Here is a 26,511-nt window from a genome sequence, read left to right as displayed (position 1 = left end):
AAGGTTAGTGCGCGCCCAGCTCGCGGATCGACAACTTCAGGCTCTCGAAGTCGTAGTCCGACAGGCCCACGTAATCCAGCACCAGGTGGCCGATGCTCTCCCATTCATGGTCAACCGTCTGGTTGCCCAGCACCCGATAGGACGCGCAAATGTGCTCCGCCATCTTCAGGATCGCCAGCAGGTTTTTCAGCGGGCTGTTGCGCGCCGACTCATCGCTGAAAATCGCCAGGGCGTTGTGGTGGTTGGCGATGGCGTTGGTCACATGCTCCGGCAGGCGCCAGGACTTGGCAGTGTAGTAGCCCACCACCGCGTGGTTGGTGTGGAACGCACGGTTCTCGGTGTCGACCACCCGGCAATCGGGCCCTGCCTTGGCGTAGGAGTCTTCCAGCACGCTCATGTAGTCCGGGAAACGCTTGAGCATCAGCGGCACGCCACAATCGTGGAACAGCCCCAGGGCATAAGCTTCGTCCACCGCCTGGGAGCCGGTGCGCTTGGCCAGGGTCAGGCAGGTCATCGCCACATCCTGGGCGGTGTCCCAGAACCGATTGAGGGTGACGATGGTGTCGTCGCTCATCTCGCCCTTGATCGACTGGGCGTTGATCAGGTTGACGATCGAGCGGCTGCCCAACAGGTTCACCGCGCGCTGGATCGAGGCAATCTTGTTGCTCAGGCCGTAATACGGCGAGTTGACGATTTTCAGCAGCGAGCCGGACAGGCCGGGGTCCTGGGAGATCAGCCGCGCAATCACCTCCAGGTCCGGATCGGGCATGTACTGCTCCATCTGCAAATCCACCATGATTTGCGGTTGGGGCGGCACGCTGATGCCTTGCAGGGCCTGTTGGATCTGTTCGGCGGAAAGCTCTTGGGACATAAATACACACTCTGGGCTAGGGGGCGATTCTAACCCCGATGGGAACCTGACCGACACCTCAAAAGCCGGATTGGAAACCGGAGCAAAATGTGGGAGCTGGCTTGCCTGCGATGGCATCGCTGCGGTGCGACAGACAGACCGAGTCGCCTGGATCGCAGGCAAGCCAGCTCCCACATGTCCGGCGGCGCGGCCAACAACGACACAACACGGTATACTCCCGCTCTTTTTTCCGGAGCGACGTCATGTCCCTGCCAAGCCTGCGTCTCAAAGCCAACGCCGATCGTCGTTTGCGCAACGGCCACCTGTGGGTCTACAGCAACGAAATCGATGTGGCCGCCACCCCACTCCACGGCTTCCAGGCAGGCGACCAGGCCATCCTCGAAGCGGCCGGTGGCAAGACCCTGGGCATCGTGGCCATGAGCCCAAACAACCTGATCTGCGCGCGCCTGCTGTCGCGCGACATCAAGTTGCCATTGGACAAGTCGCTGCTGGTGCACCGCCTCAACGTCGCCCTGTCCCTGCGCGACCGCTTGTTCGACAAGCCGTTCTACCGCCTGGTCTACGGCGACTCCGACCTGTTGCCGGGCCTGGTGGTCGACCGTTTCGGCGATATCCTGGTGGTGCAGATCGCCTCGGCGACCATGGAAGCCCATAAAGAAGACGTGATCGCCGCACTGACCCAAGTGCTCAAGCCCAGCGGCATCCTGTTCAAGAACGATTCCGCCGCGCGCGACGCCGAAGGCCTCAACCGCTACGTCGAAACCGTGTTCGGCCTGGTGCCAGAGTGGGTTGCCCTGGAAGAAAACGGCGTGCAATTCGAAGCCCCGGTGATCCAGGGCCAGAAGACCGGCTGGTTCTACGACCACCGCATGAACCGTGCACGCCTGGCCCCGTATGCCAAAGGCAAGCGCGTTCTCGACCTGTACAGCTACATCGGCGGCTGGGGCGTGCAAGCTGCAGCGTTCGGCGCCAGTGAAGTGTTCTGCGTCGATGCCTCGGCCTTTGCTCTGGATGGCGTAGAGCGCAACGCCGCGCTGAACGGCGTTGCCGAGAAAATGACCTGCATCGAAGGCGACGTGTTCGAAGCCCTCAAAGAATTGAAAGCCAGCGAAGAGCGCTTCGACGTGATCGTCGCCGACCCACCGGCCTTCATCAAACGCAAGAAAGACATGAAAAATGGCGAGGGCGCCTACCGCCGCCTGAACGAGCAAGCCATGCGCCTGCTCAGCAAGGACGGCATCCTGGTCAGCGCCTCGTGCTCCATGCACCTGCCTGAAGACGACCTGCAAAACATCCTGCTGACCAGCGCCCGCCATCTGGACCGCAATATCCAGATGCTCGAACGTGGCGGCCAGGGCCCGGACCACCCGGTGCACCCGGCGATTGCCGAGACGCGCTACATCAAGAGCATCACGTGCCGGTTGCTGCCCAATAGCTAAGTAACACGCAGATCAAAGGTGGGAGTGGGCTTGCCTGCGATAGCGGTGTATCAGTTACAGATTTTTAATCTGTTACACCGCTATCGCAGGCAAGCCAGCTCCCACCTTTTTTTGTGCAGTGTCAGAAAGATTTTCCTACCTTCGCCAGCCACGCGCCCCCAGGAAATTTCCTTCAAAGGTTTTGATTGAATTCCACTTTTTGCAGACTAGTATCGGTTTCTGGCTTTACTGCGGAAAACAAAAACAATGTCTGATTCCACCTGCTCGCCCGTCCTCGATGGCCCAGCCAAACGCCAGTATTTTTCCCGCTTCATCCTGATCACCTGCATTTCCCTGATCAGTTTCTTCCCGATCAATATCCTGCTGCCTTCATTTCCGGCCCTCGCCGCCAGGTTCGACACGCCCAGCGCCAATGTCGCGCTGTCCATCAGCCTGTTTACCCTGGTCTTTTCGGTCTCCCAACTGATCGCCGGCCCACTCTCGGATAAATGGGGGCGCAAGGAAGTCCTGCTTGGCTGCATCACACTGTCGATCCTGGGGGCGATAGGCTGCACGCTGGCACCGGACTACCTGACCTTCCTGCTGTTTCGCAGCGTGCAGGCCATGGGCTGTGGCTTCTTCGTGCTGGGCCACGCCCTGGTGGAAGACCTGTTCGAGGAGCAGGACCGGGCTCGCGTGCGCCTGTATTACATGACCCTGAGCGGCTCGTTCGTCGCCCTTTCGCCGCTGATCGGCTCCTGGCTGCAAACCACCTTTGACTGGCAAGGCAGCTTCTACGGGTTCGCGGTGATGGCATTGGGCATGTTGATCCATGCGCTGTGCATCCTGCCCACCAAGTCCGCCAGCCCCCATCGCGCATCGGTGTCGATCATTGCCACGTTGAAAGCCGTGGCCGGCAACCGGGACTTCCTGCGCTACTGGTGGATCGCCGCACTGGTGTTCGCCTGCTACTTCGCCTTGATCAGCGTCACACCCCTGATGTTCATGGATGGGCTGAAACTGTCCGAATACCAGTACGCCCTGGTGCTGATGGTCTATGGCGTGGCCTATCTGCTGGGCGGCGTGGTGGCCTCGTTTCTGCAAAAACGCATCTCGCTGGCCCGGCAAATCAATATCGGCCTGGGGTTACTGCTGGTGGCCGGTGTGCTACTGATGCTGATCGTCAGCCTTGACGCCATCACCACCATAACCCTGCTGATCCCGATGCTGATCAGCGCCCTGGCCGTGACCCTGGTGCGCCCGGCGGCCATTTCGGCGGCGATGCTGCTGTTCTCAAGCAGCGCGGGCACGGCCGCCTCGGCGGGCAACAGCATCATGTTCCTGACGGCCGCCATCAGCAGCGCAGCCCTTGCGCAAACCGGAACGCATTTGCTGATGACCATTGCCGCAAGCTTTATCGTCTTCAGCCTCTGGGGCTGGCTGACAAATACGAGGGTCGGGCGATAAAGCCCCGGGACATGCTTCTCGCCATTCCCTCCCGACGCCAGCGGTGTAGAATCGACCCTATTCATCGCCAGTCATCCCCCGGCGGGTTTATGAGCTCAAGGCCAATGCGCACGGCGATCCCGTAACGTTTGCGGCAACTTCCGGACACACGGCTATTTCTGAGTGTTCCAGACGTCAATAGAAGCTCACTCCCCTATTTAGTACCTGATTAGCCGCCCGGAGTGCTCCATGCCAGATTACCGCTCGAAAACATCCACCCATGGCCGCAACATGGCCGGCGCCCGCGCACTGTGGCGTGCCACGGGGATGAAAGATGACGACTTCAAGAAGCCGATCATCGCGATTGCCAACTCGTTCACCCAGTTCGTACCGGGCCACGTCCACCTCAAGGACCTGGGCCAACTGGTCGCCCGCGAGATCGAACGTGCTGGCGGCGTAGCAAAAGAATTCAACACCATTGCCGTGGATGATGGCATCGCCATGGGCCATGACGGCATGCTGTATTCCCTGCCGAGCCGCGAGATCATCGCCGACTCCGTGGAGTACATGGTCAACGCCCACTGCGCCGACGCCATCGTCTGCATCTCCAACTGCGACAAGATCACCCCCGGCATGCTGATGGCCTCCCTGCGCCTGAACATCCCGGTGATCTTCGTCTCCGGCGGTCCGATGGAAGCCGGCAAGACCAAACTCGCCTCCCACGGCCTGGACCTGGTGGACGCCATGGTCATCGCCGCCGATTCCAGCGCTTCTGACGAGAAAGTCGCGGAATACGAGCGTAGCGCCTGCCCGACCTGCGGTTCGTGCTCCGGCATGTTCACCGCCAACTCGATGAACTGCCTGGTGGAAGCCCTGGGTCTGGCCTTGCCGGGCAACGGTTCGACACTGGCCACCCACAGCGACCGCGAGCAGCTGTTCCTGCAGGCCGGCCGCACCATCGTCGAACTGTGCAAGCGTTACTACACCGACAACGACGAGTCGGTATTGCCACGCAATATCGCCAACTTCAAGGCGTTCGAAAACGCCATGACCCTGGATATCGCCATGGGCGGTTCCACCAACACCATCCTGCACTTGCTGGCCGCAGCGCAAGAAGCCGAGATCGACTTCGACCTGCGCGACATCGACCGCCTGTCCCGCCACGTGCCGCAGTTGTGCAAGGTCGCGCCGAACATCCAGAAGTACCACATGGAAGACGTGCACCGCGCCGGCGGGATCTTCTCGATCCTAGGCTCCCTGGCCCGTGGCGGCCTGCTGCACACCGACCTGCCGACCGTGCACAGCACGTCCATGGCCGAGGGCATCGCCAAGTGGGATATCACCCAGACTGACGACGAAGCCGTGCACACCTTCTTCAAGGCCGGCCCGGCCGGCATCCCGACCCAGACGGCCTTCAGCCAGTCGACCCGTTGGGACACCCTGGACGACGACCGTGAAAACGGCTGCATCCGCAGTGTCGAGCACGCGTACTCGCAAGAAGGCGGCCTGGCCGTGCTCTACGGCAACATCGCCCTCGACGGCTGTGTGGTGAAGACCGCTGGCGTGGATGAGTCGATCCACGTGTTCGAGGGTCGCGCCAAGATCTACGAAAGCCAGGACAGCTCGGTGCGCGGCATCCTCGCCGACGAAGTGAAAGAAGGCGACATCGTGATCATCCGCTACGAAGGCCCGAAAGGCGGCCCGGGTATGCAGGAAATGCTCTACCCGACCTCGTACCTGAAATCCAAGGGCCTGGGCAAAGCCTGTGCGCTGCTGACCGACGGGCGCTTCTCGGGCGGCACTTCGGGCCTGTCCATCGGCCATGCTTCGCCAGAAGCCGCTGCCGGTGGCGCGATTGGCCTGGTGCAGGATGGCGACAAGGTGCTGATCGACATTCCGAACCGCTCGATCAACCTGTTGATCAGCGACGAAGAACTGGCCGCACGCCGGGTCGAGCAGGACAAGAAAGGCTGGAAACCGGTGGAGAAGCGTCCGCGCAAAGTCACCACCGCCCTCAAGGCCTACGCCCTGCTGGCCACCAGTGCCGACAAGGGTGCGGTGCGTAACAAGGCCATGCTCGACGGCCTGTAAGCCCCGTCCATAAAAATGCCCCGCCACGTGCGGGGCATTTTTTTGCCTGCCTGAATCGCCAAACCACAAGAGATCAAATGTAGGAGCTGGCTTGCCGGCGATCCAGGCGACCCGGTCTACCTGCCACACCGCAGTGATGCTATCGCAGGCAAGCCAGTTCCCACAGGGTTACTGGATTTCATCGGGCTTGACGATCACCCAGTTCTTGTCCGCCGTCACCGCCAGCCCTTCCTTGGCCTGGGCCGCAGCATGCTTGGCCATCATGCCGTTGAGCTGGGTCATGTACTTGTCCTTGCGGTTGATCCACAAGTGGATGCCACCCTTGGCCACGTCCACATCGTGAAACAGCATGTAGCCGTCGCTGGTAGGGGTGTCGCCGCCGACCAGTAGCGGTTTTTTCCATTCGTCGACGTAGGTGAGGATCGCCGCATGCTTGCCGGCCATCCAGGTCGCCGGGGTCCACAGGTAGGGGGTCAGTTCCAGGCCGAGGTTGGCCTTTTCATCGTATTTGCCGGCGCTGATCTGCTTACGGGCAGTGGTCAGCTCGCCAGTCTTGCGGTCCTTGAGCAACAGGCTGACCCCGATGACATTCTGCGGCTTGACGTTGTAGCCGTACTTCGGATCGGAGGCGACCATGCGCACCAGCTCTTCAGAGGCGGCGGTCATCACGTACACGTCGATGCCGTTTTCCATCAGTTTGTTGTACAGCTCGGTCTGGCCGGTGAAGATTTTCGGCGGTTGCACCTCCATGTTCTTCACCACATCGCCTTCAAAGTAGGTGACCGGCACCGGTTTGCCGGAGGCCATCAACTCATCCACGTAACCCTTGAGTTCCTTGAGGGTAAAGCCTGAAAACACCTGGGCGACCCACGGGTAGCAGACCATGTCGTCCACTTCGCACAGGCGATAGTAGTAACTGAACAGACTTTCCTTGTGCTCGGCGGTGTCTTTGAACGGCATAAGCTTGAGCGATGGATCGAGACTGTCGCGGGTGATCAGGCCCTTGTTTTCCAAGTACGGCAGCAGCGACTCTTCGAGGTCGAAGCGGTAGCTGGTGTTGTCCATGTCGAACACCGCGTAATTGCCCTTGTTGGCGTTGGCCGCAATCATTTCATTGAGTTGCTTGGCGGCGGGTGCCGGCCAGTGCTTCAACTCGGTGGCGGCCATGACCTGGCTGGCAAGCCCCAGGCACAGCGCGGCGGCAAACAGTCTCGACGTGAGCTTCATGTGCGTTTTCTCCCTGAGTGAAAGACATCGACGCTAACAAATCCGTGTGACCGTTCCCGGCACCAGCACGACCGTCTGCGTCCTGAAACCGCCACCGGCATATGTCAGGGCGCCAGGCCCTTATTCCAAAAACGACAGTAGTCATTCCATAAAGGTATTAAATCAATATATTTCAAGCTGTTAGGCTTTCCGGTTCGCAGTCGCACGCTCAGGCGACTGGCAGCCATTTACTTGGAGCTTCAATGAATCTGCCGCTGATTCTCAATCTGCTGGTGTTCCTGGCCTTATTGCTAGGCCTGGCCCAAACCCGTCGCACCCACTGGAGCCTGGCCAAGAAGGTCCTGCTGGCCCTGGTGCTCGGGGTGGTGTTTGGTGTGGTCCTGCACACCATCTACGGCGCCGGCCACCCGGTGCTCAAGGCCTCGATCAGTTGGTTCGACCTGGTGGGCAATGGTTATGTGCAGCTGTTGCAGATGATCGTGATCCCGCTGGTGTTCGCCTCGATCCTCAGCGCCGTGGCCCGCCTGCACAACGCCGCGTCCCTGGGCAAGATCAGCTTTCTGACCATCGGCACGCTGCTGTTCACCACCGCCATTGCGGCGCTGATCGGTATCGGCCTGACCAACCTGTTCGGCCTCACCGCCGAAGGCCTGGTGGCCGGCACCCAGGAACTGGCGCGCCTGCAGGTGATCCAGAGTGACTACGCGGGCAAGGTCGCCGACCTGAATATCCCGCAGTTGCTGCTGTCGTTTATCCCGCAGAACCCGTTTGCCGACCTGGCCCGGGCCAAGCCGACGTCGATTATCAGTGTGGTGATCTTCGCTGCGTTCCTGGGGGTTGCCGCGCTGCAACTGCTCAAGGACGACGTGGAAAAAGGCCAGAAGGTGCTGAACGCCATCGACACCCTGCAAGCCTGGGTGATGCGCCTGGTGCGCCTGGTGATGAAGCTGACTCCTTACGGCGTGCTGGCGCTGATGACCAAAGTGGTCGCCAGTTCCAACCTGCAAGACATCATCAAGCTCGGCAGCTTTGTGCTGGTGTCCTACCTGGCGCTGGGGCTGATGTTTGTGGTCCACGGCCTGCTGCTGTCGCTGGCCGGGATCAACCCGCTGCGTTTCTTCCGCAAGGTATGGCCGGTGTTGACCTTTGCCTTCACCAGTCGCTCCAGCGCGGCGAGCATCCCGCTGAGCATCGAGGCGCAGACGCGCCGCCTGGGCATCCCGCAGTCCATCGCCAGCTTCGCCGCCTCGTTCGGCGCGACGATTGGCCAGAACGGCTGTGCCGGCCTGTACCCAGCGATGCTGGCCGTGATGGTGGCGCCGACCGTGGGCATCAACCCGCTGGACCCACTGTGGATCGCAACATTGGTGGCGATTGTGACCTTGAGTTCAGCCGGCGTGGCCGGTGTGGGCGGCGGTGCGACGTTTGCCGCGCTGATCGTGCTACCGGCCATGGGCTTGCCGGTGGCGTTGGTGGCGTTGCTGATTTCCGTGGAGCCGCTGATCGACATGGGCCGCACGGCGTTGAACGTGAATGGTTCGATGACCGCCGGGGCGATTACCAGCCAGATCATGCAGCAGACCGATAAAAAGCTGCTCGATGCCGATGAGCATGCTGAGTTGGCGCAGGCCTGATAGAGCGCTATCGCCGGCAAGCCGGCTCCTACACGGTCCTGTAGGAGCCGGCTTGCCGGCGATGCTTTTAGGCCTTTTCCCAGACTTCGAAGTTGTACGCCGGCTTGTCGCCTTCTGCCGGATTCTGCACATTCGACACCAGCGTCCACCGGTTCAAGTCAAACTCCGGAAACCACGCATCCCCCTGCGGGCTCAACGCAACCCGCGTCAGATACAGGCGATCCGCCTGCTCCAGCCCCTGCGCATACAGTTGCGCGCCGCCGATCAGCATCAGCTCATCCACGCCCTGCTCCAGCGCCCAGGCCTCGGCCCGCTCAATTGCCGCATCGAGGGACGGAAAAACTTCCGCACCTTCGAGCACCAGATCGGTCTGACGGCTGACCACTATGTTCAAGCGACCCGGCAACGGTCGACCCAGGGAGTCCCAGGTCTTGCGCCCCATAATGATCGGCTTGCCCAGGGTGGTGGCCTTGAAATATTTGAAATCCCCCGGCAAATGCCAGGGCATGCTGTTGTCGACGCCGATCACGCGGTTTTCACCGAGGGCTGCGATCAGGCTTAAAGGGAGAGTTTTTTTCATGGCGACGAGAATACCAGAGGCGCGGGCCAGCGGTTATGCTCCAGGCTCACTGACACAACAGGACGGCGCGTGACTGCTCTGAACCCCCTGCACACACTCTGGCTGACGGAAACCGTGCGCCTGCGTGAAGAACACGCTGGCCCCCTGGAAGACCAGGAAGCCAATCGCCTGGCCCGCAGCAACGGCGGCGACCTGCCGACGCGCATTCAAAACCGCGCGCTGTGGCTGGCCGAGCGTGACGGCCTGCGCGCTGCCCTGCTGCATTGGCTGCAAGGCGCACGCCTGGCGCTGATCGTGCTGATGGTGCTGGCCATCGTCAGCGGCGCTGGCCTGGCCTTCGCCGCCCTGGGCAACGGCCTGGCCCCGGTCAATGTGTTCTGGGCCCTGGGCAGCCTGCTGGGCTTGAACCTGATCCTGCTGCTGAGCTGGGCCCTGGGCCTGCTGTTTGCCGGCGAACACAGCGCCAGCCTCGGCCGCCTGTGGTTGTGGCTCAGCGAAAAACTCGCCCGCGATGCCAAGGCCGCGCAACTGGCGCCAGCGCTGTTGTTGCTGCTGCAACGCCATAAGCTCAACCGCTGGGCGGTGGGTGTGCTGGTCAATGGCCTGTGGCTGCTGGCACTGTGCAGCGCGCTGGTGATCCTGCTGACGCTGATGGCCACCCGGCGCTACGGGTTTGTCTGGGAAACCACCATCCTTGGCGCCGACACCTTTGTCAGCGTGACCCAGGCCCTGGGCAGCCTGCCCGCGCTGCTCGGTTTCAGCGTACCCAGCGTGGAGATGATCCGCGCCAGCGGCGATTCGGCGCTGAATATCGAGAGCGCCCGCCAGGCCTGGGCTGCGTGGCTGGTAGGGGTGTTGCTGGTTTATGGCTTGCTGCCAAGGCTGATCCTCGCCGTACTGTGCCTATGGCGCTGGAAACGCGGGCGCGCAGCCCTGGGCCTGGACCTCAACCTGCCCGGCTACAGCCACTTGCGCGAAGCCTTGATGCCCAGCAGCGAACGCCTTGGCGTCAACGATGCCGCGCCGCCGCAGTTGCACCACGTCAGCGGCGGCGCCAGCGACCTGCACAGCGATGGCGCCCTGCTGGTGGCCATCGAACTGGACGACCAGCGCCCCTGGCCGCCCAAGTTGCCGGCCACGGTCAAGGACGCCGGCATCCTCGATAGCCGCGAATCGCGCCACAAACTGCTGGAGCAACTGACCCGCTTCCCGCCGGCACGCCTGCTGATCGCCTGCGATCCACGCCGCTCGCCGGATCGCGGCAGCCTCGCGCTGATCGGCGAGCTGGCCCGCAGCGCCAGCGCTACCCGCGTCTGGCTGCTGCAAGCGCCACCGGGCCAGGCGCTGGATGCCGAGCGCCTCGGCGATTGGCACAGCGCGTTGCGGCAACTGGACTTGCCCTTCGCCGATTGCGCGCCGCTCACCTGGCTGGAGACCGGTCATGACTAAACCCCTGAAACTGGCGGTGGTCGGCCACACCAACGTCGGCAAGACCTCGCTGCTGCGCACCCTGACCCGAGACGTGGGCTTTGGCGAAGTGTCCCACCGCCCCAGCACCACCCGGCATGTCGAAGGTGCGCGCTTGTCGGTCGACGGCGAGGCCTTGCTGGAGTTGTACGACACCCCAGGCCTGGAAGATGCCATCGCCCTGCTCGACTACCTCGAACGCCTCGACCGCCCCGGTGAACGCCTGGATGGCCCGGCGCGCCTGGCGCGTTTCCTCGAAGGCAGCGAAGCCCGCCAGCGCTTTGAGCAGGAGGCCAAGGTCTTGCGTCAGTTGCTGGCGTCCGACGCCGGCCTGTACGTGATCGACGCCCGGGAGCCGGTGCTGGCCAAGTACCGCGACGAGCTGCAAGTGCTGGCCAGTTGCGGCAAACCGCTGCTGCCGGTGCTCAACTTTGTCAGCAGCGCCGAACACCGCGAGCCGGACTGGCGTGAAGCCCTGGCCCGCCTGGGCCTGCACGCGCTGGTGCGCTTTGACAGCGTGGCGCCCCCCGAAGATGGCGAGCGGCGGTTGTATGAAAGCCTCGCCCTGTTGCTGGAAAGCTCGCGGCCACAGTTGGAACGGCTGATCCTCGACCAGGAAGCCCAGCGCCAGGCGCGCCAGCTAAGCGCCGCGCGCCTGATCGCCGAGCTGCTGATCGACTGCGCTGCGTGCCGACGCAGCGTGGTCACCGAGGATGAACAGCAAGCCATCAGCGATCTGCGCAAGGCCGTGCGCCAGCGCGAACAACGTTGCGTCGAGGCCCTGCTCAAACTCTACGGCTTCCGCCCGCAAGACGCTGCGGCCAGCGACCTGCCGTTGCTGGACGGGCGTTGGGGTGATGATTTGTTCAACCCCGAAACCCTCAAGCAACTGGGGGTGCGGGTCGGCGGCGGGATTGCCGCGGGGGCCGCCGCCGGGGCCGGTGTGGATTTGCTGGTGGGCGGCCTGACCCTGGGCGCAGCCGCCCTGGCCGGGGCGATTGCCGGCGGCGCGCTGCAAACCGCGCGCAGCTACGGCAGCCGTCTGCTGGGCAAGATCAAGGGCCAGCGCGAACTGACCGTGGATGACAGCGTGTTGCGCCTGTTGGCCCTGCGCCAGCGCCAGTTGCTCAAGGCCCTGAACCTGCGCGGGCATGCGGCGCTGCACAGCATCAAGGTCGACACCCCGCAGGACAAGAGCTGGCGCGAAGGCAAACTGCCCGACGCCTTGCACAAGGCGCGCGCCCATCCGCAATGGTCATCGCTCAACCCTCACCCAAGGTTGAGCCAGGCCGAGCGCCAGGAACAGATCGAGGCCCTGGCCCAACGCCTGGACGAGGCCTAGGCCGCCAGCAGTTGCCGGGCCTTGGCCTTCAACACCTCAAGGTCGAGCAGCGGCACGTGCATTTCCTTGGCCTGTTCATCCCAGTGGCGCATGCGCAGGCTCACCGCGCACAGCGGGTCCTGCTCGAACGCGCGGGCCTCGTCGGCCGTCATCACCCCGCCCTGATAACCCAGGGTGCGGCGGCTGGCCTCGCTCAAGCGTGCGTAATAGTCCGGCTGGCTGAAGGTCAGGTAACGCTTGGCCTGCACGTGATACTCCACCAGTTTCGCCAGGCGCTCGCTGAACCCGGCGCGCCGCAAGTAATCGGCGCCCAGGCGTTCGTGGCTGACCACGCCGTAGCCACCCATGTTCGCGCCACCCTGGCCGCAGATATGTCCGATGTCGTGAAAGAACGCCGCCAGCACCACTTCATCGTCGAAGCCTTCGGCCATGGCCAGTTGCGCGGCCTGGGACATATGCTCGATCTGCGACACCGGCTCGCCGATATAATCGGCAGCGCCATGCTGTTCATACAGAGCAAAGACCTCGGCGACTACCTGCTCAGCTTTCATTAGGCCTCTCCCCAGAATTAAGTGATGTAGCGAATTGCAGACCGCTATCGCCGGCAAGCCAGCTCCTACAGGGTGAATTGTGAACACCTTCAAATGTGGGAGCTGGCTTGCCGGCGATAAGGCCATCAGCCCCAACGAATATTATTGACCTGCCACTTTCTCCGACTTGCCGTCATAGCGCTTGCGCCATTCAGCCAGGATGTTGTCACGGTTCTTCGAGGCCCAGGCAAAATCGTTCTTGATCAGGCGCTGCTCATAGTCCGCCGGCAATTCGGTCTGCGGCTTGGCAATGCCCGGCTGGGCCAGCACCGCGAAGTTTTCCTTGTACAGCTCCATCGCTGCGGGGCTGGCGGAGAAGTCGGCGAGTTTCTGCGCTGCTTCCGGGTGGGCCGTGCCCTTGATCAGCGCAGTGGCTTCGATATCCCAGCCCAGGCCTTCCTTGGGCAATACGATGTCCAGCGGCGCGCCCTGGCGTTTCAACTGTACCGCCGGGTATTCGAAGGAAATGCCGATCGGGAACTCACCCGAAGCCGCCAGCTTGCACGGCTTGGAACCGGAGTGCACGTACTGGCCGATGTTCTGGTGCAGGTCATCCATGTACTGCCAGCCCTGCTTCTCACCGAAAGTCTGCAACCAGGCGCTGACGTCGAGAAAGCCGGTGCCGGACGACGCCGGGTTAGGCATGACGATCTTGCCCTTGTACTCGGGCTTGGTCAGGTCCTGCCAGCTGATGGGTTTGCTCAAGCCCTGTTTCTCGGCTTCGACGGTGTTGAAGCAAATCGTCGCGGCCCACACGTCCATGCCGACCCAGGCCGGTGGGTTGGCAGCGTCGCGGTAGTTCTTGCCAATCTTGTCCAGATCCTTTGGCGCATAGCTTTGCAGCATGCCTTGCTGATCGAGGATCGCCAGGCTGGAAGCCGCCAGGCCCCACACCGCATCGGCTTGCGGGCGGGATTTTTCCGCCAGCAGCTTGGCGGTGATGATCCCGGTGGAGTCGCGCACCCACTTGATCTCGACGTCCGGGTTGGCCGCCTCGAAGGCTTTTTTGTAGGTCTTCAACTGCTCGGCTTCAAGGGCCGTGTACACGGTCAACTCGGTCTTGGCAGCAAAGGCATTCAGGCTGAACGCGGTGAGCACAGCAGCGGCGAGGGCCAGGGGCTTGAACATGGTGCGTTTCCTTGTGGGGGGCAGAGTTATTGACCGGGCGCGGTTTGGCGCCAGGCCTGGGAGCGGCGCAACAAACCGCGTGAGGCCCACGCCAGCAGCAGCGAGACGCTGGCTGAGGTGAACAGAATCAGGGTCGACATGGCCGCCGCGCCGCCTACGTTGCCGGCGTCGTCCATGTTCAGCACGGCCACTGCGGCGAGGATGGTGTCGGGGCTGTAGAGAAAGATCGCGGCCGATACGGTGGTCATCGCCGAGACAAACAGGTAGCGCAGGATGTCCAACAGCGCCGGCAGGCAGATCGGCACGGTCACCCGCAAAAAGTGGCGGTACAGCGGCGCCTTGAGCGACAGCGCGGCGGCTTCGAACTCGGCGTCGAGTTGGCGCAGGGCCGTGGTGGCGGTCATTTGCGCGGTGGTCAAATAGTGAGCAATGGTGCACACCACCAGCAGCGTCATGGTCCCGTAGAGCACATGCAGCGGGTTGCCGTTGAGGTTGAAAAAGAACACGTAGCCCAGGCCCAGCACCAGGCCCGGCACCGCCATCGGCACAAAGCTGAGCATGCGCAGCGCCAGGTTGAGGCCTTTTTGCCCCTTGGTCTTTTCCATCAGATAAGCGCCGGTGAAGATCAGCACGCTGCCGATCAGTGCGGTGCAGACCGCCATGGTCAAGCTGTTGCGATAGGCCAGCCAGCCACCGCCGGCGGTGTCATTGAACTGATAGTGGTTGAGCGACAGCGACAGGTTGTACGGCCAGAACTTCACCAGCGACGAATACACCGCCATGCCGAACACCAACAGCAGCACCGCGCAGATCAGCAGCACAATCGCCAGGTAGCAGCCATCACGCAGGCGCGATGGCGCCGGCTGGAACACCTGGGCGCGGCCGCTCATGGAGTCGCCATGGCGCCGGCGCAGCCAGGTATCCACCGCAAAACTGAGCAGCGCCGGCAACAGCAGCACCATGCCGATCAGGGCACCACGACCGAATTGCTGCTGGCCGACCACGGCCTTGTAGGCTTCCAGCGCCAGCACTTGATAGTCGCCGCCCACCACCACCGGCACGCCGAAGTCGGTGATGGTCAGGGTGAACACCAGGCAGAACGCGGCGAACACCGCCTGGCGTGTCGCCGGCCAGGTGATGCTGCGAAACGCCCGGGCCGGGCTGGCGCCCATGCTTGAAGCGGCATCGAACAGCCGCGCGTCCGCCAGGGACAACGCCGACAGCAGGATCATCAGCGCGTGGGGAAAGGTGTAGATCACTTCACCGAGGACAATCCCCCAGAAGCCGTAGATGTTGTCTGACAGCAACCCGCGCAACATGCCCTGGTTGCCGAACAGGTACACCAGGGCGATGCCCGGCAACATCGACGGCGCCATCAGCGGCAGCAACGACAGGCCGCGCCAGAGGGTCTTGCCGGGGATCAGCGTGCGTTGCAGGGCGTAGGCAAACAGGTAGGCCAGGGGTACGACAATGATCGCGACGCTCAGGGAAACCTTCAGGCTATTGCCCAGCAGCCAATGGAAGTTGGCGCTGGTCAGCAACTCGCGCGCGGCCACCAGGCCGCCGCCCTGGCCGTCTTCGGCGCTGAAACCGCGCCAGAAGATCGCCAGCAGCGGCAGCAGCACGGCGACGCCCAACAGGCACAGCAACAGCAGCTTGCCGCCCAGCACAAAGATGCGGTCGCCGATTTGCGCACGGGAAGCCTGACGCGCCACGCGGCGGGGTACCGGCAGGCTCATATCAACGGCCATCTCAGGCAAACACCTGCAGGCTGCGCGGTGGCAGTGCCACCCAGATATCCTGGGCGCCCAGGCGTGGCATGGCTTCCGGCGCCAGTTCGGCCAGCAGCGAATGGCCGGGCAACTGGTCCAGTTCAAAGCTCATGCGGCAACGGTTGCCGAGGAAGGTGATCTCGCGGACCTTGGCCGGGAACAGGTTTTCTTCGTGTACCGGCGGGTTGACGCTGATCGCTTCCGGCCGGCAGAACAGGCGGCCCGACGCGGCTTTGCCGCAGTCATCGGCCAGGCGCACGTTCATCCCGCCGACCTGGGCGTGGCTGGCGCTGTTGCGGCTGAACGGCAGCCAGTTGCCCTGGCCGACAAACTCGGCCACGAACGGCGTGGCCGGGCGGTCGTAGATTTCTTGCGGGGTGGCGTACTGCTCGACCTTGCCATTGTTCATCACGGCGATGCGGTCGGCCATCAGCATGGCCTCGTCCTGGTTGTGCGTGACCATCAGGGTGGTGATGCCCAGGCGGCGTTGCAGTTGGCGCAGCTCGGTACACAGGTGCTCGCGCACTCGGGCATCGAGGGCCGACATCGGTTCGTCCAGCAGCAACAACGACGGGGCCGGCGCCAGGGCACGGGCCAGGGCGACGCGCTGTTGCTGGCCGCCGGACAGTTGGCCGGGGTATTTTTTTTCGCTGCCGGTCAGGCCCACCAGTTCCAGCATCTGCGCCACGCGCTTGCGCACTTCATCGCGACCGCTGCCGGTCAGGCCGTAGCCGATGTTGGCCTCGACGCTGAGGTTGGGAAACAGCGCGTAGGACTGGAACAGAATGCCGTAGTCCCGCGCCTGGGGTGCCAGTAGGGAAACATCGCGATCACCCAGGTACAACTCGCCGCTGTCCTGGCGCTCCAGGCCGGCGATGCAGCGCAGCAAGGTGGTCTTGCCGCAGCCCGAGGGACCGAGCAGGCACACCAGTTCACCGGCGGCGACGTCCAGGGACACATGGTCCAGGGCAGTAAAGGCGCCAAAGCGCTTCTGGATACCACGCACCTTCATCGGCGCGCCGGGGTTGAGCTGGGCTGTGTTCATGGTGGCACCTCATCAAACTGATGAAGGCCATGCTAGGCAGCAAATGCGTCCCTGGTGTGGCAGGAAGGCAAAAGCGGGTGATAGTGGTATTGGTGGATTTGGGTAGGGGTATAGCCTTGGGGTGTTTGGTCTACCGCTATCGCAGGCAAGCCAGCTCCCACATTTGAATGTATTCACAGATCAAAATGTGAGAGCTGGCTTGCCTGCGATGGCGATTTCAAAACCACCCAGAATCTTTCAGAGTGGCGACATTTCCTGCGCCAACCCCAGAAAAGCCGCCGGCAACCGCGCACCTTTGCGCTCTTTAAGGCAGTACAGGTACTCGGGAATCTGCGGCGCATTCTCGATGGTCAGCACCCGCAGTTGCGGGTCATGGGGCACTTCCTGGCGGGCGATGATACTGATGCCGATGTTGCGCAGCACCGCCTCGCGAATCGATTCGCGGCTGCCGATTTCCAGCAGCGGCCCATAACTCACGCCAGCGCCCTTGAGCATCTCTTCAGTCAGGCGCCGGGTGGTGGACCCTGCCTCGCGCATCAACAGGGTATGCCCCGCCAGCGCACTGAGCGGCACATGCTCCAGCACGGCCAACGGGTGATTGCGATGCACCGCCAGTACCAGTGGATCGGTGCCCAGCACCCGGCGGATCCGGCGCGGGTCGTCCAGCAGTTGCGAGGAGGCGGCGACGTCCACCCGGTAATCATCCAGGGCTTCGAGGACCTGCTGGGAGTTGCCGATTTCCACCGCCACTTCCACGTGGGGCAAGCGTTCGCGAAAGGTTTTCACCAGGTCGAGGATGTAATAGGGCGCGGTCGCGGCGATCCGCAACGTGCCCTGGACCTGGCCACTGTTGCGCAGGAAAAACTCGATATCCGCTTCCTGTTGCAACAGCGCCTTGACCATCGGCAACAGCCGCGCACCTTCGTCGCTGACGGTGAGGCGGCGGCCACCGCGGTAGAACAGCTCAACTGCGTACTGGCTTTCCAGATGGCGGATCTGGGTGGTCACCGTGGGTTGGCTCAGGCCGAGTTTTTTCGCCGCCTGGGTAATACTGCCCAGGCGGGCAACCATGTAAAACGCCTTCAACTCGGCACTCAGCACACCACCCTCTCATCGACTATTTGCGCAGTAGGCGCAGACCATTGAACACCACCAGCAGGCTCACGCCCATGTCGGCGAACACCGCCATCCACATAGTGGCCATGCCCATGAAGGTGACCGCCAGGAAGATCGCCTTGATCACCAGCGCCAGGGCGATGTTCTGCTTGAGGATACTCGACGTTTGTCGCGACAAGCGTATGAATGCCGGAATCTTGCGCAAATCGTCGTCCATCAGCGCAACGTCGGCGGTCTCGATGGCCGTGTCGGTGCCCGCTGCAGCCATGGCAAAGCCAATCTCGGCGCGGGCCAGGGCCGGGGCGTCGTTGATGCCGTCGCCGACCATGCCGACCCGGTGGTTTTTCCCGTACAGGTCCTCGATAGCCTTGAGCTTGTCGGTGGGCAGCAGGTCGCCCTGGGCCTGGTCGATGCCCACCTGGGCGGCAATTGCCTGGGCGGTGTGAGTGTTGTCGCCGGTGAGCATCAGGGTCTTGATGCCCAGCTCGTGCAACTGCTGGATGGCTTCGCGGCTGCTGTCCTTGACCGTATCGGCCACGGCGAACAGCGCCAGCGGGCCGGATGTGTCGAGCAGCAGCACCACCGACTTGCCTTGTTTTTCCAGGGCGAAAAGTTTTTCTTCAAGGGCCGGCGAGCACAGGCCCAGTTCTTCCACCAGGCGATGGTTGCCCAGGTGATAGACCTGGCCATTGATCTCGCCGCGCACCCCGCGCCCGGCCAGGGCTTCGAAGTTATCCACAGCCTGTAGCGGGAGTTTTTTATCCACAGCGGCATTGGCGATCGCCAGCGACACCGGGTGGTCGGAACGCGCGGCCAGGCTGGCGGCCAAGGCCGGCGCGCGGTCCTCCAAGTTGGGGAACAACGCCAGGTAGTCGGTCTGCACCGGCTTGCCGTGGGTGATGGTGCCGGTCTTGTCCAGGGCCAGATAGTCGAGCTTGTAGCCGGCCTCCAGGTACACGCCGCCCTTGATCAGGATGCCTTTGCGCGCAGCGGCAGCCAGGCCGCTGACGATGGTCACCGGGGTGGAAATCACCAGGGCACAAGGGCACGCGACCACCAACAGCACCAGGGCGCGGTAGATCCAGTCAAACCACACCGCGCCCATGAACAGCGGCGGGATCACGGCCACGCCGAGGGCAAACAGGAACACCGCCGGGGTGTAGATTTTCGAGAAGCTGTCGACAAAGCGCTGGGTCGGCGCCCGCGAGCCCTGGGCCTGTTCCACTGCGTGGATGATGCGCGCCAGCGTCGAGTTGTTGGCGGCAGCGGTCACCCGGTATTCCAGGGAACCGGCCTGGTTGATGGTGCCGGCGAAGACTTTATCGCCCACGGTCTTCTCGATCGGCAGGCTCTCGCCGGTGATCGGCGCCTGGTCGATGGTGGACTGGCCGGCAGTGACTTCGCCGTCCAGGCCAATGCGCTCGCCGGGACGTACCCGCACAACAGCGCCCAGTTCAATGGTCTTGACCTCTTGTTCGACCCAGCTACCGTCAGCCTGGCGCACCGTGGCCCGCTCCGGGGTCATCTGCATCAAGCCACTGATGGCATTGCGCGCACGGTCCAGGGACTTGGCCTCAATCAACTCGGCCACGGTAAACAGGAACATCACCATCGCCGCTTCCGGCCACTGGCCGATCAGGATCGCACCGGTCACGGCGATGCTCATCAGCGCGTTGATGTTCAGGTTGAGGTTTTTCAGGGCAATCCAGCCCTTTTTGTAGGTGGTGAGGCCGCCACTGAGGATCGACACCAGCGCCACCAGCGCCACCACCCAGGTCGGGGCCGCGTCAGTGAAATGGATCACCTCTGCTGCCAAGGCGCAAAAACCAGACAGGGCCAGCGGCCACCAGTGCTTCTTGGCCGGTGGTGCGGCGGCCGGCACGCCCTCTTCGATCGGATCGGCCTGCATGCCCAGGGACTTGATGGCCTCGACGATCGGCGCGGTGCTCGGCAGGTCGTGGGTCACGCCGAGGATACGGTTGATCAGGTTGAATTCCAGTTGCTGCACACCGGCCATCTTGCCCAGTTTGTTCTGGATCAGCGTCTGCTCAGTGGGGCAGTCCATGGCCTCGATGCGGAAGGTACTCAGGCGCGCGTTGGCGCTGGTTGCTTGCGTCAACGTCACCAGCGACGGGGCTGCTGCGCCGGAACAGCAGGAGCCGCCACCGTGATCATGCTTTTTCACAGGCGCAAGCTTTTGCGCGTGATCATGATGGCTATGATCATGGCCGTGGTCGTGATGGCTGTGATCATGGTCGTGATCATGATCGTGGCTATGGTCGTGCTTGTGCGGGGTGCGCAGGGAATCGCTCATTGTGTCGCGTCCATGAAGGTGCCTGTTGCCAAGTAAAGACCCTGTAGCCACTATAGGGTCAAGCACCCTTTTGGAGATTGCTGCGATGAAGATCGGCGAACTGGCAAAACTGACCGACTGCCCGGTGGAAACCATCCGTTATTACGAGAAAGAAGGCCTGCTGCCACCACCGGCGCGCAGTGAGGGCAACTACCGGCTGTACACCCAGGCGCACACCGAGCGCCTGACCTTTATCCGCAACTGCCGCAGCCTGGACATGACCCTGGAGGAAATCCGCAGCCTGCTCGGCCTGCGTGACAGCCCCCAGGACCAGTGCGAGAGCGTGAATGCACTGATCGACGAGCATATCCATCACGTCAAGGCGCGGATTGACGGGTTGCTGGCCTTGCAGACACAACTGCTCGACCTGCGCCAGCGCTGTGGCGAAGGGCCGGAGATCGACCAGTGTGGGATTTTGCAGCGGCTGGAGGTCAGTGGGAGTGTGGCGGCCAGTGAGGCGGAGCACTCACATGTGGGTCGTAGTCACGGCCATTAGATAATGGGGTAACTGAGCTGACGCCATCGCAGGCAAGCCAGCTCCCACATGTGCCTGAGTACTCGGTCACATGTAGGAGCTGGCTTGCCTGCGATGCAGACGATGCGGTCTCGACTAGACCGCCATCGGCGCCGTCATCGGCGCATGGTGCTCATAGCCTTCCAGCGAGAAGTCGCCAGGCTCGATCAGCTCCAGCCACTCCGGCTGGTACACCCCGGTCTTGGCAAACTCCGGCACGCGCTCGCTGATCACCAGCTTCGGCGCGGCAAATGGCTCGCGCTTGAGCTGTTCGCTGAGCATGTCCAGGTGGTTCTCGTAGACGTGCGCATCACCGATGAAATAGGTGAACCAGCGCGGCGTGTAGCCGGTCAGGCGCCCGATCAGGCTCAGCAGCGCGGCGCCTTCGGTGAGGTTGAACGGCGTGCCCAGGCCCAGGTCGTTGGAACGGATGTAGAGGGTCAGGGAGATTTCCCTGGTCTCGACATTCGGGTGGAACTGGTACAGCAGGTGGCACGGCGGCAAGGCCATTTCATCGAGCTGGGCGCAGTTCCAGCCGTGGAACAGGATGCGCCGGCTGCCCGGGTCCTTGATGATGGTGTCGACACACTGGCGGATCTGGTCGATGGCCTTGTACAGCACCACGTAGGCCTGGCCGTCTTCCTCGCCTTCGGCGATCTGGCGATAGCCCTGGGCCAGGGTCTGCTCGATAGCGGCCTGGTTGCTTAGCGGGATCTGCTTGTACGCCGGCCATTTGCGCCATTGCACGCCGTAGATCTCGCCCAGGTCGTCCTCGCCCTGGCGGAACGGGTTGGCCAGCCACTGCGCGTTTTCGTTGGCGTTCTGGTCCCAGACCTTGCAGCCCAGGGCGCGGAATTCGGCGGCGTTATTCACCCCACGCAAAAAGCCGCACATCTCGCCAATCGCCGATTTGAAGGCCATTTTGCGGGTGGTGATGGCCGGGAAGCCTTCCTGCAGGTCAAAGCGCAACATCGCACCGGGGAAGCTGATGGTGTTCACGCCAGTGCGGTTGGCCTGCTTGGTACCGTTGTTGATGACGTGGGAAACCAGCTCGAGATATTGCTTCATGACATTACCTGTATCGGTGAAGCCGAGGCCCTCGGGCCTCGGCGTTCGAATTTATAGCGCAGTGGTCTTGATCGCCTGTGGGCGGTTGTAAGCCCACCAGAGCAGGCCCAGGCCAACAAGAATCATCGGAATGCTCAGTACCTGACCCATGGTCAGCCAGCCGAACGCCAGGTAGCCCAACTGCGCATCCGGCACCCGCACGAACTCGACGATGAAACGGAAAATCCCGTAGAACAGGGCGAACATCCCCGAAACCGCCATGGTCGGCCGCGGTTTGCGCGAGTAGATATAGAGGATCAGGAACAGCGCCACGCCTTCAAGGGCGAACTGGTACAACTGCGACGGATGGCGCGCCAACTGCGCCGGGTCGCTGAACGGCGGGAACACCATGGCCCACGGCACATCGGTCGGCTTGCCCCACAGCTCGGCATTGATGAAGTTACCGATACGCCCGGCACCCAGGCCGATCGGCACCATCGGCGCGACAAAATCCATCAGTTGGAAGAACGACTTACCGTTGCGCCGGCCAAACCACCAGGCCGCGAGCATCACGCCGATAAAGCCGCCGTGGAACGCCATGCCGCCCTTCCATACCTCGAAAATCAGGGTCGGGTTGGCCAGGTACGCGCTCAGGTCGTAGAACAGCACATAGCCCAGGCGCCCGCCGACGATCACGCCCATCGACATCCAGAACACCATGTCGGAGAGCTTCTCCTTGGTCCAGGTCGGGTCGAAGCGGTTCAGGCGTCGGGAAGCCAACAGCCAGGCGCCGCCGATGCCGATCAGGTACATCAACCCGTACCAGTGGATTTTCAGCGGACCGATGGCCAGGGCCACCGGGTCGATCTGCGGGTAAGGCAGCATTGCGACTCCTCGTTAAATCATTCGTTATTGCGCACGGACCTTGCCGGTGGACGATTAAGCCTGCGTTACAGCAGCTCGATCAAATGAAGAAGTTCGCACCCGCGCCAAGCAGCCTGGCATGTTAACGGATGGGAGGCATCTGGCCCAACTTCGATACGATGGATAGCCGGCGGTTCTATGGGTAGAGTGAGCAAAACACAAAAGGATCGCCTTATGTGCCTGATTGTTTTCGCCTGGCGGCCGGGCCATGCCCAGCCGCTGATCGTCGCGGCCAACCGTGACGAATTCTACGCCCGGCCCAGCCTGCCCTTGGCCCAGTGGCCGGATGCACCGCAGGTGTATGCCGGTCGCGACCAGGAAGCGGGAGGCACTTGGCTGGGGGTGGGCGCCGATGGACGGTTTGCCGCGCTGACCAATATCCGCGACCCGCACCAGCCACCGGCGCGCAAGTCCCGCGGCGAGTTGGTGGCGCGTTTTCTCGGTGGTTCGCTGCCGGTTGCCGACTACTTGACCGAGGTTAACGGCAGATCGATTGAATATGCCGGATTCAACCTGTTGCTTGGCACGCCGCACGAGCTGTGGCACTACAACGCCAATGAATCGGCCCCCACCCAACTGAAGGCCGGGATCTATGGTTTATCCAACGCCGGGCTGGATACGCCCTGGCCAAAGCTGCTCAAGGCCAAGGCGGCACTGGCCCAAGTGCTGAGTGATCCGCAGCCGGATGCCTTGCTGGGGATTTTGAGCGACCCGCAGACCGCTCCTTTTGCCGAGTTGCCGGATACCGGGGTGGGGTTGGCTACGGAGAGTTTGTTGTCGAGTGTGTTTATCGCCAGCCCCAGTTATGGGACGCGGGCGAGTACCGCGCTGATTGTGCATGCCGATGGGCTGCGACATATGCTCGAACGCAGCTTTGGGCCCCATGGGGGGCGGTTGGGCGAGGTGGAACTCAAGATCTAACAGCGCCGCAGGTCAACTGTGGGAGCGGGCTTGCCCGCGGTAGCATTGGATCAGTCGGCATCTTAGTTGACTGACCTACCGCAATCGCGGGCAAGCCCGCTCCCACATTTTTTAGAGGGTTTTCGTCGCGGTCGGATTGATCATCCGTGCCAACCCCAGGCTTTTCAGGGCCAATTGCAGCGAGCTGTGGATAACTTGCGGGTTGTCGATGGTCATCAGTTCCGCCAGCAAGTCCTTGGCCTTGCTCAGGTTGATCTGGCGCAGCATCCACTTGACCTTGGGCAAGTTGGTGGCGTTCATCGACAGGCTGTCAAAGCCCATGGCCATCAACAGCACCGCCGCCGCCGGATCACCGGCCATTTCCCCACAGATACTCACCGGCTTGCCTTCGGCATGGGCATCGCGCACCACGTTCTGCAAGGCTTGCAGCACCGCCGGGTGCAGGTAGTCGTAGAGGTCGGCCACCCGTGGGTTGTTGCGGTCCACGGCCAGCAGGTATTGGGTCAGGTCGTTGGAGCCCACCGACAGGAAGTCCACCTGCCGCGCCAGCTCCTTGGCCTGGTACACCGCGGCCGGGATTTCGATCATCACGCCAATCGGCGGCATCGGCACGTCGGCGCCTTCGTCGCGCACTTCGCCCCAGGCCCGGTGGATCAGGTGCAGGGCTTCTTCCAGCTCGTGGGTGCCGGAGATCATCGGAAGAAGAATGCGCAGGTTGTTCAGGCCTTCGCTGGCCTTGAGCATGGCGCGGGTCTGGACGAGGAAGATTTCGGGGTGGTCGAGGGTAACGCGGATACCGCGCCAGCCAAGGAAGGGGTTGTCTTCCTTGATGGGGAAATAAGACAGTGACTTGTCGCCGCCGATGTCCAGGCTGCGCATCGTCACCGGTAACGGATGGAAGGCGGACAGTTGCTCGCGATAAATCGCCAGCTGCTCCTTCTCGCTCGGGAAACGTTGGTTGATCATGAACGGCACTTCGGTGCGGTACAGGCCCACCCCTTCAGCGCCACGTTGTTGCGCACGCGCCACGTCCGCCAGCAGGCCAGTATTGACCAGCAGCGGTACACGGTGGCCGTCGAGGGTCACGCAGGGCAGTTCGCGCAGGGCATCGAGCCCCTGGGACAGCTGGCGCTCCTCCTCGACAACTTCGGCGTACTGCTTGCGCAGCACCTCGCTGGGGTTGGTGAACACCTCGCCACGGTGCCCGTCGACGATCATCGAAATGCCGTCGACCTTGGAATACGGCAGGTCCACCAGGCCCATCACTGTCGGGATGCCCATGGCACGGGCCAGGATCGCCACGTGGGAGTTGCCCGAACCCAATACCGAGACCAGGCCCACCAGTTTGCCTTCCGGCACTTCGCCGAGCATGGTGGCGGTCAGTTCTTCACTGATCAGGATGGTGTTGTCGGGGTAGACCAGGTTGGTGGTGCGGTCTTCCTGCAGGTAGGCCAGCAGGCGCCGACCGAGGTCACGCACATCCGAGGCGCGCTCGCGCAGGTAGGCGTCGTCCATCAATTCAAAGCGGTTGACGTGATCGGTGACCACCTGGCGCAGCGCGCCCTGGGCCCACTGGCCGGTCTTGATCACGGTCTTGACTTCGTTACCCAGGGACGCGTCGTCGAGCATCATCTGGTACACATCGAACAGCGCCCGTTCTTCGGGGCGCAACTGGGTGGCCAGCTTGGTCGACAGGTTGCGCATATCGGCGCGCACGCCTTCCAGGGCGGTCTTGAACAGTTTGATTTCCGCGTCGATGTCGTCGACGGACTTGTCCGGCACCACATCGAGGTCGGCCGGCGGCAGCATGACCACCGCAGTACCGACCGCCGCACCCGGCGAACCCGGTACGCCGACGAACTTGGCTTCCTGGATCCCCTTGCCCTGGCGCCCCAGGCCGCGAATCGAGCCGGTGGCTTCGGCGTGGGCGATCACCCCGGCCAACTGCGCGCTCATGGTCACGAGGAAGGCTTCTTCACCTTCATCGAACTGGCGGCGTTCTTTCTGCTGGATGACCAATACGCCGACAACGCGGCGGTGGTGGATGATCGGTGCGCCGAGGAATGAGGCATAGCGCTCTTCACCGGTTTCGGCAAAGTAGCGATAACGCGGGTGATCGGCCGCGTTTTCAAGGTTCAGGGGTTCTTCACGCGTCCCCACCAGGCCCACCAGACCTTCATTGGGCGCCATGCTGACCTTGCCGATGGAGCGCTTGTTCAAGCCCTCCGTAGCCATCAGCACAAAACGGTTGGTCTCGGGGTCCAGCAGGTAAACCGAGCAGACCTGGCTGCCCATGGCTTCCTTGACGCGCAACACAATAATCCCCAACGCCGCCTTGAGATCCTTGGCGGAGTTAACTTCCTGGACGATCTTGCGCAGCGTATTGAGCATGGCTCGGGGTCGAACTCCGTCGTCAGTCGCGCGCTAAAAGGCGCGGGGCAAGCTCTTTGAGAGCGCGACGATAAACCTCGCGCTTGAATGTCACCACCTGGCCCAACGGATACCAATAACTGACCCAGCGCCAGCCATCGAACTCCGGTTTACCGGTCAAATCCATACGCACCCGCTGCTCGTTGGAGACAAGGCGCAGCAGAAACCACTTTTGCTTCTGGCCGATGCACAGCGGTTGGCTGTGGGTACGCACCAGGCGTTGCGGCAAACGATAGCGCAACCAGCCTCGGGTACAGGCCAGAATTTGCACATCTTCGCGCTCCAGGCCGACTTCTTCGTTCAACTCACGGTACAGGGCGTCTTCAGGGGTTTCATCGGGGTTGATCCCACCCTGGGGAAACTGCCAGGCATCTTGGTTGATTCGGCGAGCCCATAGCACCTGTCCGGCATCATTCGTAAGAATAATCCCGACATTTGGACGGAAACCATCGGGGTCGATCACGGCAACAACCTCGCAAACGCATGTCGCCGCATTGTTCCACAAAGCTTGTTGCAGCGGCAACGAGGCTGCTTACCTTATGTGCACTCTTGTGAAAAGACCGTATTCTGGACGCCTTTTTACAGACTTTTCAGC

Annotated in this window: 21 protein-coding genes; 8 read left to right on the top strand and 13 right to left on the bottom strand. The window is 62.5% G+C overall.

Annotated features, from left to right (window positions below; translation table 11 throughout):
* Nucleotides 1-4: 4 nt before the first annotated feature.
* Nucleotides 5-817 (bottom strand): HDOD domain-containing protein, encoded by an 813-nt coding sequence (locus tag HBO12_RS11060; RefSeq protein ID WP_169991609.1) that lies wholly within the window; start codon nt 815-817, stop codon nt 5-7.
* Nucleotides 818-1,113: 296 nt separating this feature from the next.
* Here HBO12_RS11060 and HBO12_RS11055 point away from each other — a divergent pair, with 296 nt between their 5' ends.
* From HBO12_RS11055 to ilvD, 3 genes are all read left to right on the top strand, one after another.
* The gene (locus HBO12_RS11055; RefSeq protein ID WP_057960898.1) at nt 1,114-2,310 is read left to right on the top strand and encodes a class I SAM-dependent rRNA methyltransferase; all 1,197 of its coding nucleotides are present in this window, start codon (nt 1,114-1,116) and stop codon (nt 2,308-2,310) included.
* A 246-nt stretch (nt 2,311-2,556) separates the two neighbouring features.
* Nucleotides 2,557-3,756, top strand: coding sequence for an MFS transporter (locus HBO12_RS11050; protein WP_170042143.1), 1,200 nt, complete (start codon nt 2,557-2,559; stop codon nt 3,754-3,756).
* Between the two features lie 228 nt (nt 3,757-3,984).
* Nucleotides 3,985-5,826, top strand: coding sequence for a dihydroxy-acid dehydratase (ilvD, locus tag HBO12_RS11045; protein WP_169954950.1), 1,842 nt, complete (start codon nt 3,985-3,987; stop codon nt 5,824-5,826).
* 168 nt (nt 5,827-5,994) lie between these two features.
* Here the strand turns inward: ilvD and HBO12_RS11040 are convergent, their stop codons facing one another.
* On the bottom strand, nt 5,995-7,053 hold the full coding sequence (locus HBO12_RS11040) for an HAD family hydrolase (RefSeq protein WP_463671610.1): 1,059 nt from the start codon (nt 7,051-7,053) through the stop codon (nt 5,995-5,997).
* 242 nt (nt 7,054-7,295) lie between these two features.
* Between HBO12_RS11040 and HBO12_RS11035 the strand changes: the two genes are divergently transcribed.
* A complete protein-coding gene (locus tag HBO12_RS11035) occupies nt 7,296-8,687 on the top strand; it encodes an L-cystine transporter (RefSeq protein ID WP_170042142.1) in 1,392 nt (463 codons plus the stop codon).
* A 67-nt stretch (nt 8,688-8,754) separates the two neighbouring features.
* On the opposite strand, the gene HBO12_RS11030 is transcribed toward HBO12_RS11035, so the two are convergent.
* Nucleotides 8,755-9,267, bottom strand: a complete 513-nt coding sequence (locus HBO12_RS11030; RefSeq protein WP_169954952.1) for a dihydrofolate reductase — start codon at nt 9,265-9,267, stop codon at nt 8,755-8,757.
* A gap of 69 nt (nt 9,268-9,336) precedes the next feature.
* On the opposite strand from HBO12_RS11030, the gene HBO12_RS11025 reads away from it, so the two are divergent.
* Entirely contained in the window at nt 9,337-10,716 is a 1,380-nt protein-coding gene (locus HBO12_RS11025) for a DUF2868 domain-containing protein (protein ID WP_170042141.1), read from the top strand.
* Nucleotides 10,709-12,076 (top strand): DUF3482 domain-containing protein, encoded by a 1,368-nt coding sequence (locus HBO12_RS11020; RefSeq protein ID WP_169954954.1) that lies wholly within the window; start codon nt 10,709-10,711, stop codon nt 12,074-12,076. Before HBO12_RS11025 ends, HBO12_RS11020 begins: the two co-directional genes overlap by 8 nt.
* On the opposite strand, the gene HBO12_RS11015 is transcribed toward HBO12_RS11020, so the two are convergent.
* From HBO12_RS11015 to HBO12_RS10990, 6 genes are all read right to left on the bottom strand, one after another.
* The gene (locus HBO12_RS11015) at nt 12,073-12,627 is read right to left on the bottom strand and encodes a phosphonate degradation HD-domain oxygenase (protein WP_169954955.1); all 555 of its coding nucleotides are present in this window, start codon (nt 12,625-12,627) and stop codon (nt 12,073-12,075) included. The genes HBO12_RS11020 and HBO12_RS11015 overlap by 4 nt on opposite strands.
* Before the next feature lie 141 nt (nt 12,628-12,768).
* Nucleotides 12,769-13,794 carry a putative 2-aminoethylphosphonate ABC transporter substrate-binding protein gene (locus HBO12_RS11010; RefSeq protein WP_169954956.1) on the bottom strand — a complete coding sequence of 342 codons (1,026 nt, stop codon included), beginning with the start codon at nt 13,792-13,794 and terminating at the stop codon, nt 12,769-12,771.
* Between the two features lie 26 nt (nt 13,795-13,820).
* Entirely contained in the window at nt 13,821-15,545 is a 1,725-nt protein-coding gene (locus HBO12_RS11005) for a putative 2-aminoethylphosphonate ABC transporter permease subunit (RefSeq protein WP_170042140.1), read from the bottom strand.
* Between the two features lies 1 nt (nt 15,546).
* The gene (locus tag HBO12_RS11000) at nt 15,547-16,611 is read right to left on the bottom strand and encodes a putative 2-aminoethylphosphonate ABC transporter ATP-binding protein (RefSeq protein WP_169954958.1); all 1,065 of its coding nucleotides are present in this window, start codon (nt 16,609-16,611) and stop codon (nt 15,547-15,549) included.
* 237 nt (nt 16,612-16,848) lie between these two features.
* Nucleotides 16,849-17,712, bottom strand: a complete 864-nt coding sequence (locus HBO12_RS10995) for a LysR substrate-binding domain-containing protein (protein WP_170042139.1) — start codon at nt 17,710-17,712, stop codon at nt 16,849-16,851.
* Nucleotides 17,713-17,728: 16 nt separating this feature from the next.
* Nucleotides 17,729-20,041 (bottom strand): heavy metal translocating P-type ATPase, encoded by a 2,313-nt coding sequence (locus HBO12_RS10990; RefSeq protein ID WP_170042138.1) that lies wholly within the window; start codon nt 20,039-20,041, stop codon nt 17,729-17,731.
* An 85-nt stretch (nt 20,042-20,126) separates the two neighbouring features.
* Here HBO12_RS10990 and cadR point away from each other — a divergent pair, with 85 nt between their 5' ends.
* Nucleotides 20,127-20,576: a Cd(II)/Pb(II)-responsive transcriptional regulator gene (gene cadR / locus HBO12_RS10985; protein WP_169954961.1), complete on the top strand. Its 450-nt coding sequence runs from the start codon at nt 20,127-20,129 to the stop codon at nt 20,574-20,576.
* 114 nt (nt 20,577-20,690) lie between these two features.
* On the opposite strand, the gene HBO12_RS10980 is transcribed toward cadR, so the two are convergent.
* A complete protein-coding gene (locus tag HBO12_RS10980) occupies nt 20,691-21,662 on the bottom strand; it encodes a thymidylate synthase (RefSeq protein WP_170042137.1) in 972 nt (323 codons plus the stop codon).
* Nucleotides 21,663-21,713: 51 nt separating this feature from the next.
* Entirely contained in the window at nt 21,714-22,526 is an 813-nt protein-coding gene (gene lgt, locus HBO12_RS10975) for a prolipoprotein diacylglyceryl transferase (RefSeq protein ID WP_169954962.1), read from the bottom strand.
* 213 nt (nt 22,527-22,739) lie between these two features.
* On the opposite strand from lgt, the gene HBO12_RS10970 reads away from it, so the two are divergent.
* On the top strand, nt 22,740-23,486 hold the full coding sequence (locus HBO12_RS10970) for an NRDE family protein (protein ID WP_170042136.1): 747 nt from the start codon (nt 22,740-22,742) through the stop codon (nt 23,484-23,486).
* Between the two features lie 111 nt (nt 23,487-23,597).
* On the opposite strand, the gene ptsP is transcribed toward HBO12_RS10970, so the two are convergent.
* Complete coding sequence (gene ptsP / locus HBO12_RS10965) at nt 23,598-25,877, bottom strand: phosphoenolpyruvate--protein phosphotransferase (RefSeq protein ID WP_169954964.1); 2,280 nt, start codon at nt 25,875-25,877, stop codon at nt 23,598-23,600.
* A 22-nt stretch (nt 25,878-25,899) separates the two neighbouring features.
* The gene (locus tag HBO12_RS10960; RefSeq protein ID WP_032858866.1) at nt 25,900-26,379 is read right to left on the bottom strand and encodes an RNA pyrophosphohydrolase; all 480 of its coding nucleotides are present in this window, start codon (nt 26,377-26,379) and stop codon (nt 25,900-25,902) included.
* Between the last annotated feature and the right edge of the window lie 132 nt (nt 26,380-26,511).

The sequence above is a fragment of the Pseudomonas sp. WS 5059 genome (genome assembly GCF_012985525.1).
Classification (GTDB): Bacteria; Pseudomonadota; Gammaproteobacteria; order Pseudomonadales; family Pseudomonadaceae; genus Aquipseudomonas.
Note: the sequence above shows the minus strand (reverse complement) of the source record. Positions and strands in the feature narration are given on the sequence as shown.

Excerpts from the sequence above, each read along its gene's own strand:
- HBO12_RS11015 (WP_169954955.1), bottom strand. The coding sequence starts at position 12,627 with ATGAAAGCTGAGCAGGTAGTCGCCGAGGTCTTTGCTCTGTATGAACAG.
- HBO12_RS11010 (WP_169954956.1), bottom strand. The coding sequence starts at position 13,794 with ATGTTCAAGCCCCTGGCCCTCGCCGCTGCTGTGCTCACCGCGTTCAGC.
- HBO12_RS11020 (WP_169954954.1), top strand. The coding sequence starts at position 10,709 with ATGACTAAACCCCTGAAACTGGCGGTGGTCGGCCACACCAACGTCGGC.
- HBO12_RS10980 (WP_170042137.1), bottom strand. The coding sequence starts at position 21,662 with ATGAAGCAATATCTCGAGCTGGTTTCCCACGTCATCAACAACGGTACC.
- HBO12_RS11050 (WP_170042143.1), top strand. The coding sequence starts at position 2,557 with ATGTCTGATTCCACCTGCTCGCCCGTCCTCGATGGCCCAGCCAAACGC.
- HBO12_RS11040 (WP_463671610.1), bottom strand. The coding sequence starts at position 7,053 with ATGAAGCTCACGTCGAGACTGTTTGCCGCCGCGCTGTGCCTGGGGCTT.
- HBO12_RS11035 (WP_170042142.1), top strand. The coding sequence starts at position 7,296 with ATGAATCTGCCGCTGATTCTCAATCTGCTGGTGTTCCTGGCCTTATTG.
- HBO12_RS11000 (WP_169954958.1), bottom strand. The coding sequence starts at position 16,611 with ATGAACACAGCCCAGCTCAACCCCGGCGCGCCGATGAAGGTGCGTGGT.
- HBO12_RS11030 (WP_169954952.1), bottom strand. The coding sequence starts at position 9,267 with ATGAAAAAAACTCTCCCTTTAAGCCTGATCGCAGCCCTCGGTGAAAAC.
- ilvD (WP_169954950.1), top strand. The coding sequence starts at position 3,985 with ATGCCAGATTACCGCTCGAAAACATCCACCCATGGCCGCAACATGGCC.
- lgt (WP_169954962.1), bottom strand. The coding sequence starts at position 22,526 with ATGCTGCCTTACCCGCAGATCGACCCGGTGGCCCTGGCCATCGGTCCG.
- HBO12_RS10970 (WP_170042136.1), top strand. The coding sequence starts at position 22,740 with ATGTGCCTGATTGTTTTCGCCTGGCGGCCGGGCCATGCCCAGCCGCTG.
- cadR (WP_169954961.1), top strand. The coding sequence starts at position 20,127 with ATGAAGATCGGCGAACTGGCAAAACTGACCGACTGCCCGGTGGAAACC.
- HBO12_RS11055 (WP_057960898.1), top strand. The coding sequence starts at position 1,114 with ATGTCCCTGCCAAGCCTGCGTCTCAAAGCCAACGCCGATCGTCGTTTG.
- ptsP (WP_169954964.1), bottom strand. The coding sequence starts at position 25,877 with ATGCTCAATACGCTGCGCAAGATCGTCCAGGAAGTTAACTCCGCCAAG.
- HBO12_RS10990 (WP_170042138.1), bottom strand. The coding sequence starts at position 20,041 with ATGAGCGATTCCCTGCGCACCCCGCACAAGCACGACCATAGCCACGAT.
- HBO12_RS11005 (WP_170042140.1), bottom strand. The coding sequence starts at position 15,545 with ATGGCCGTTGATATGAGCCTGCCGGTACCCCGCCGCGTGGCGCGTCAG.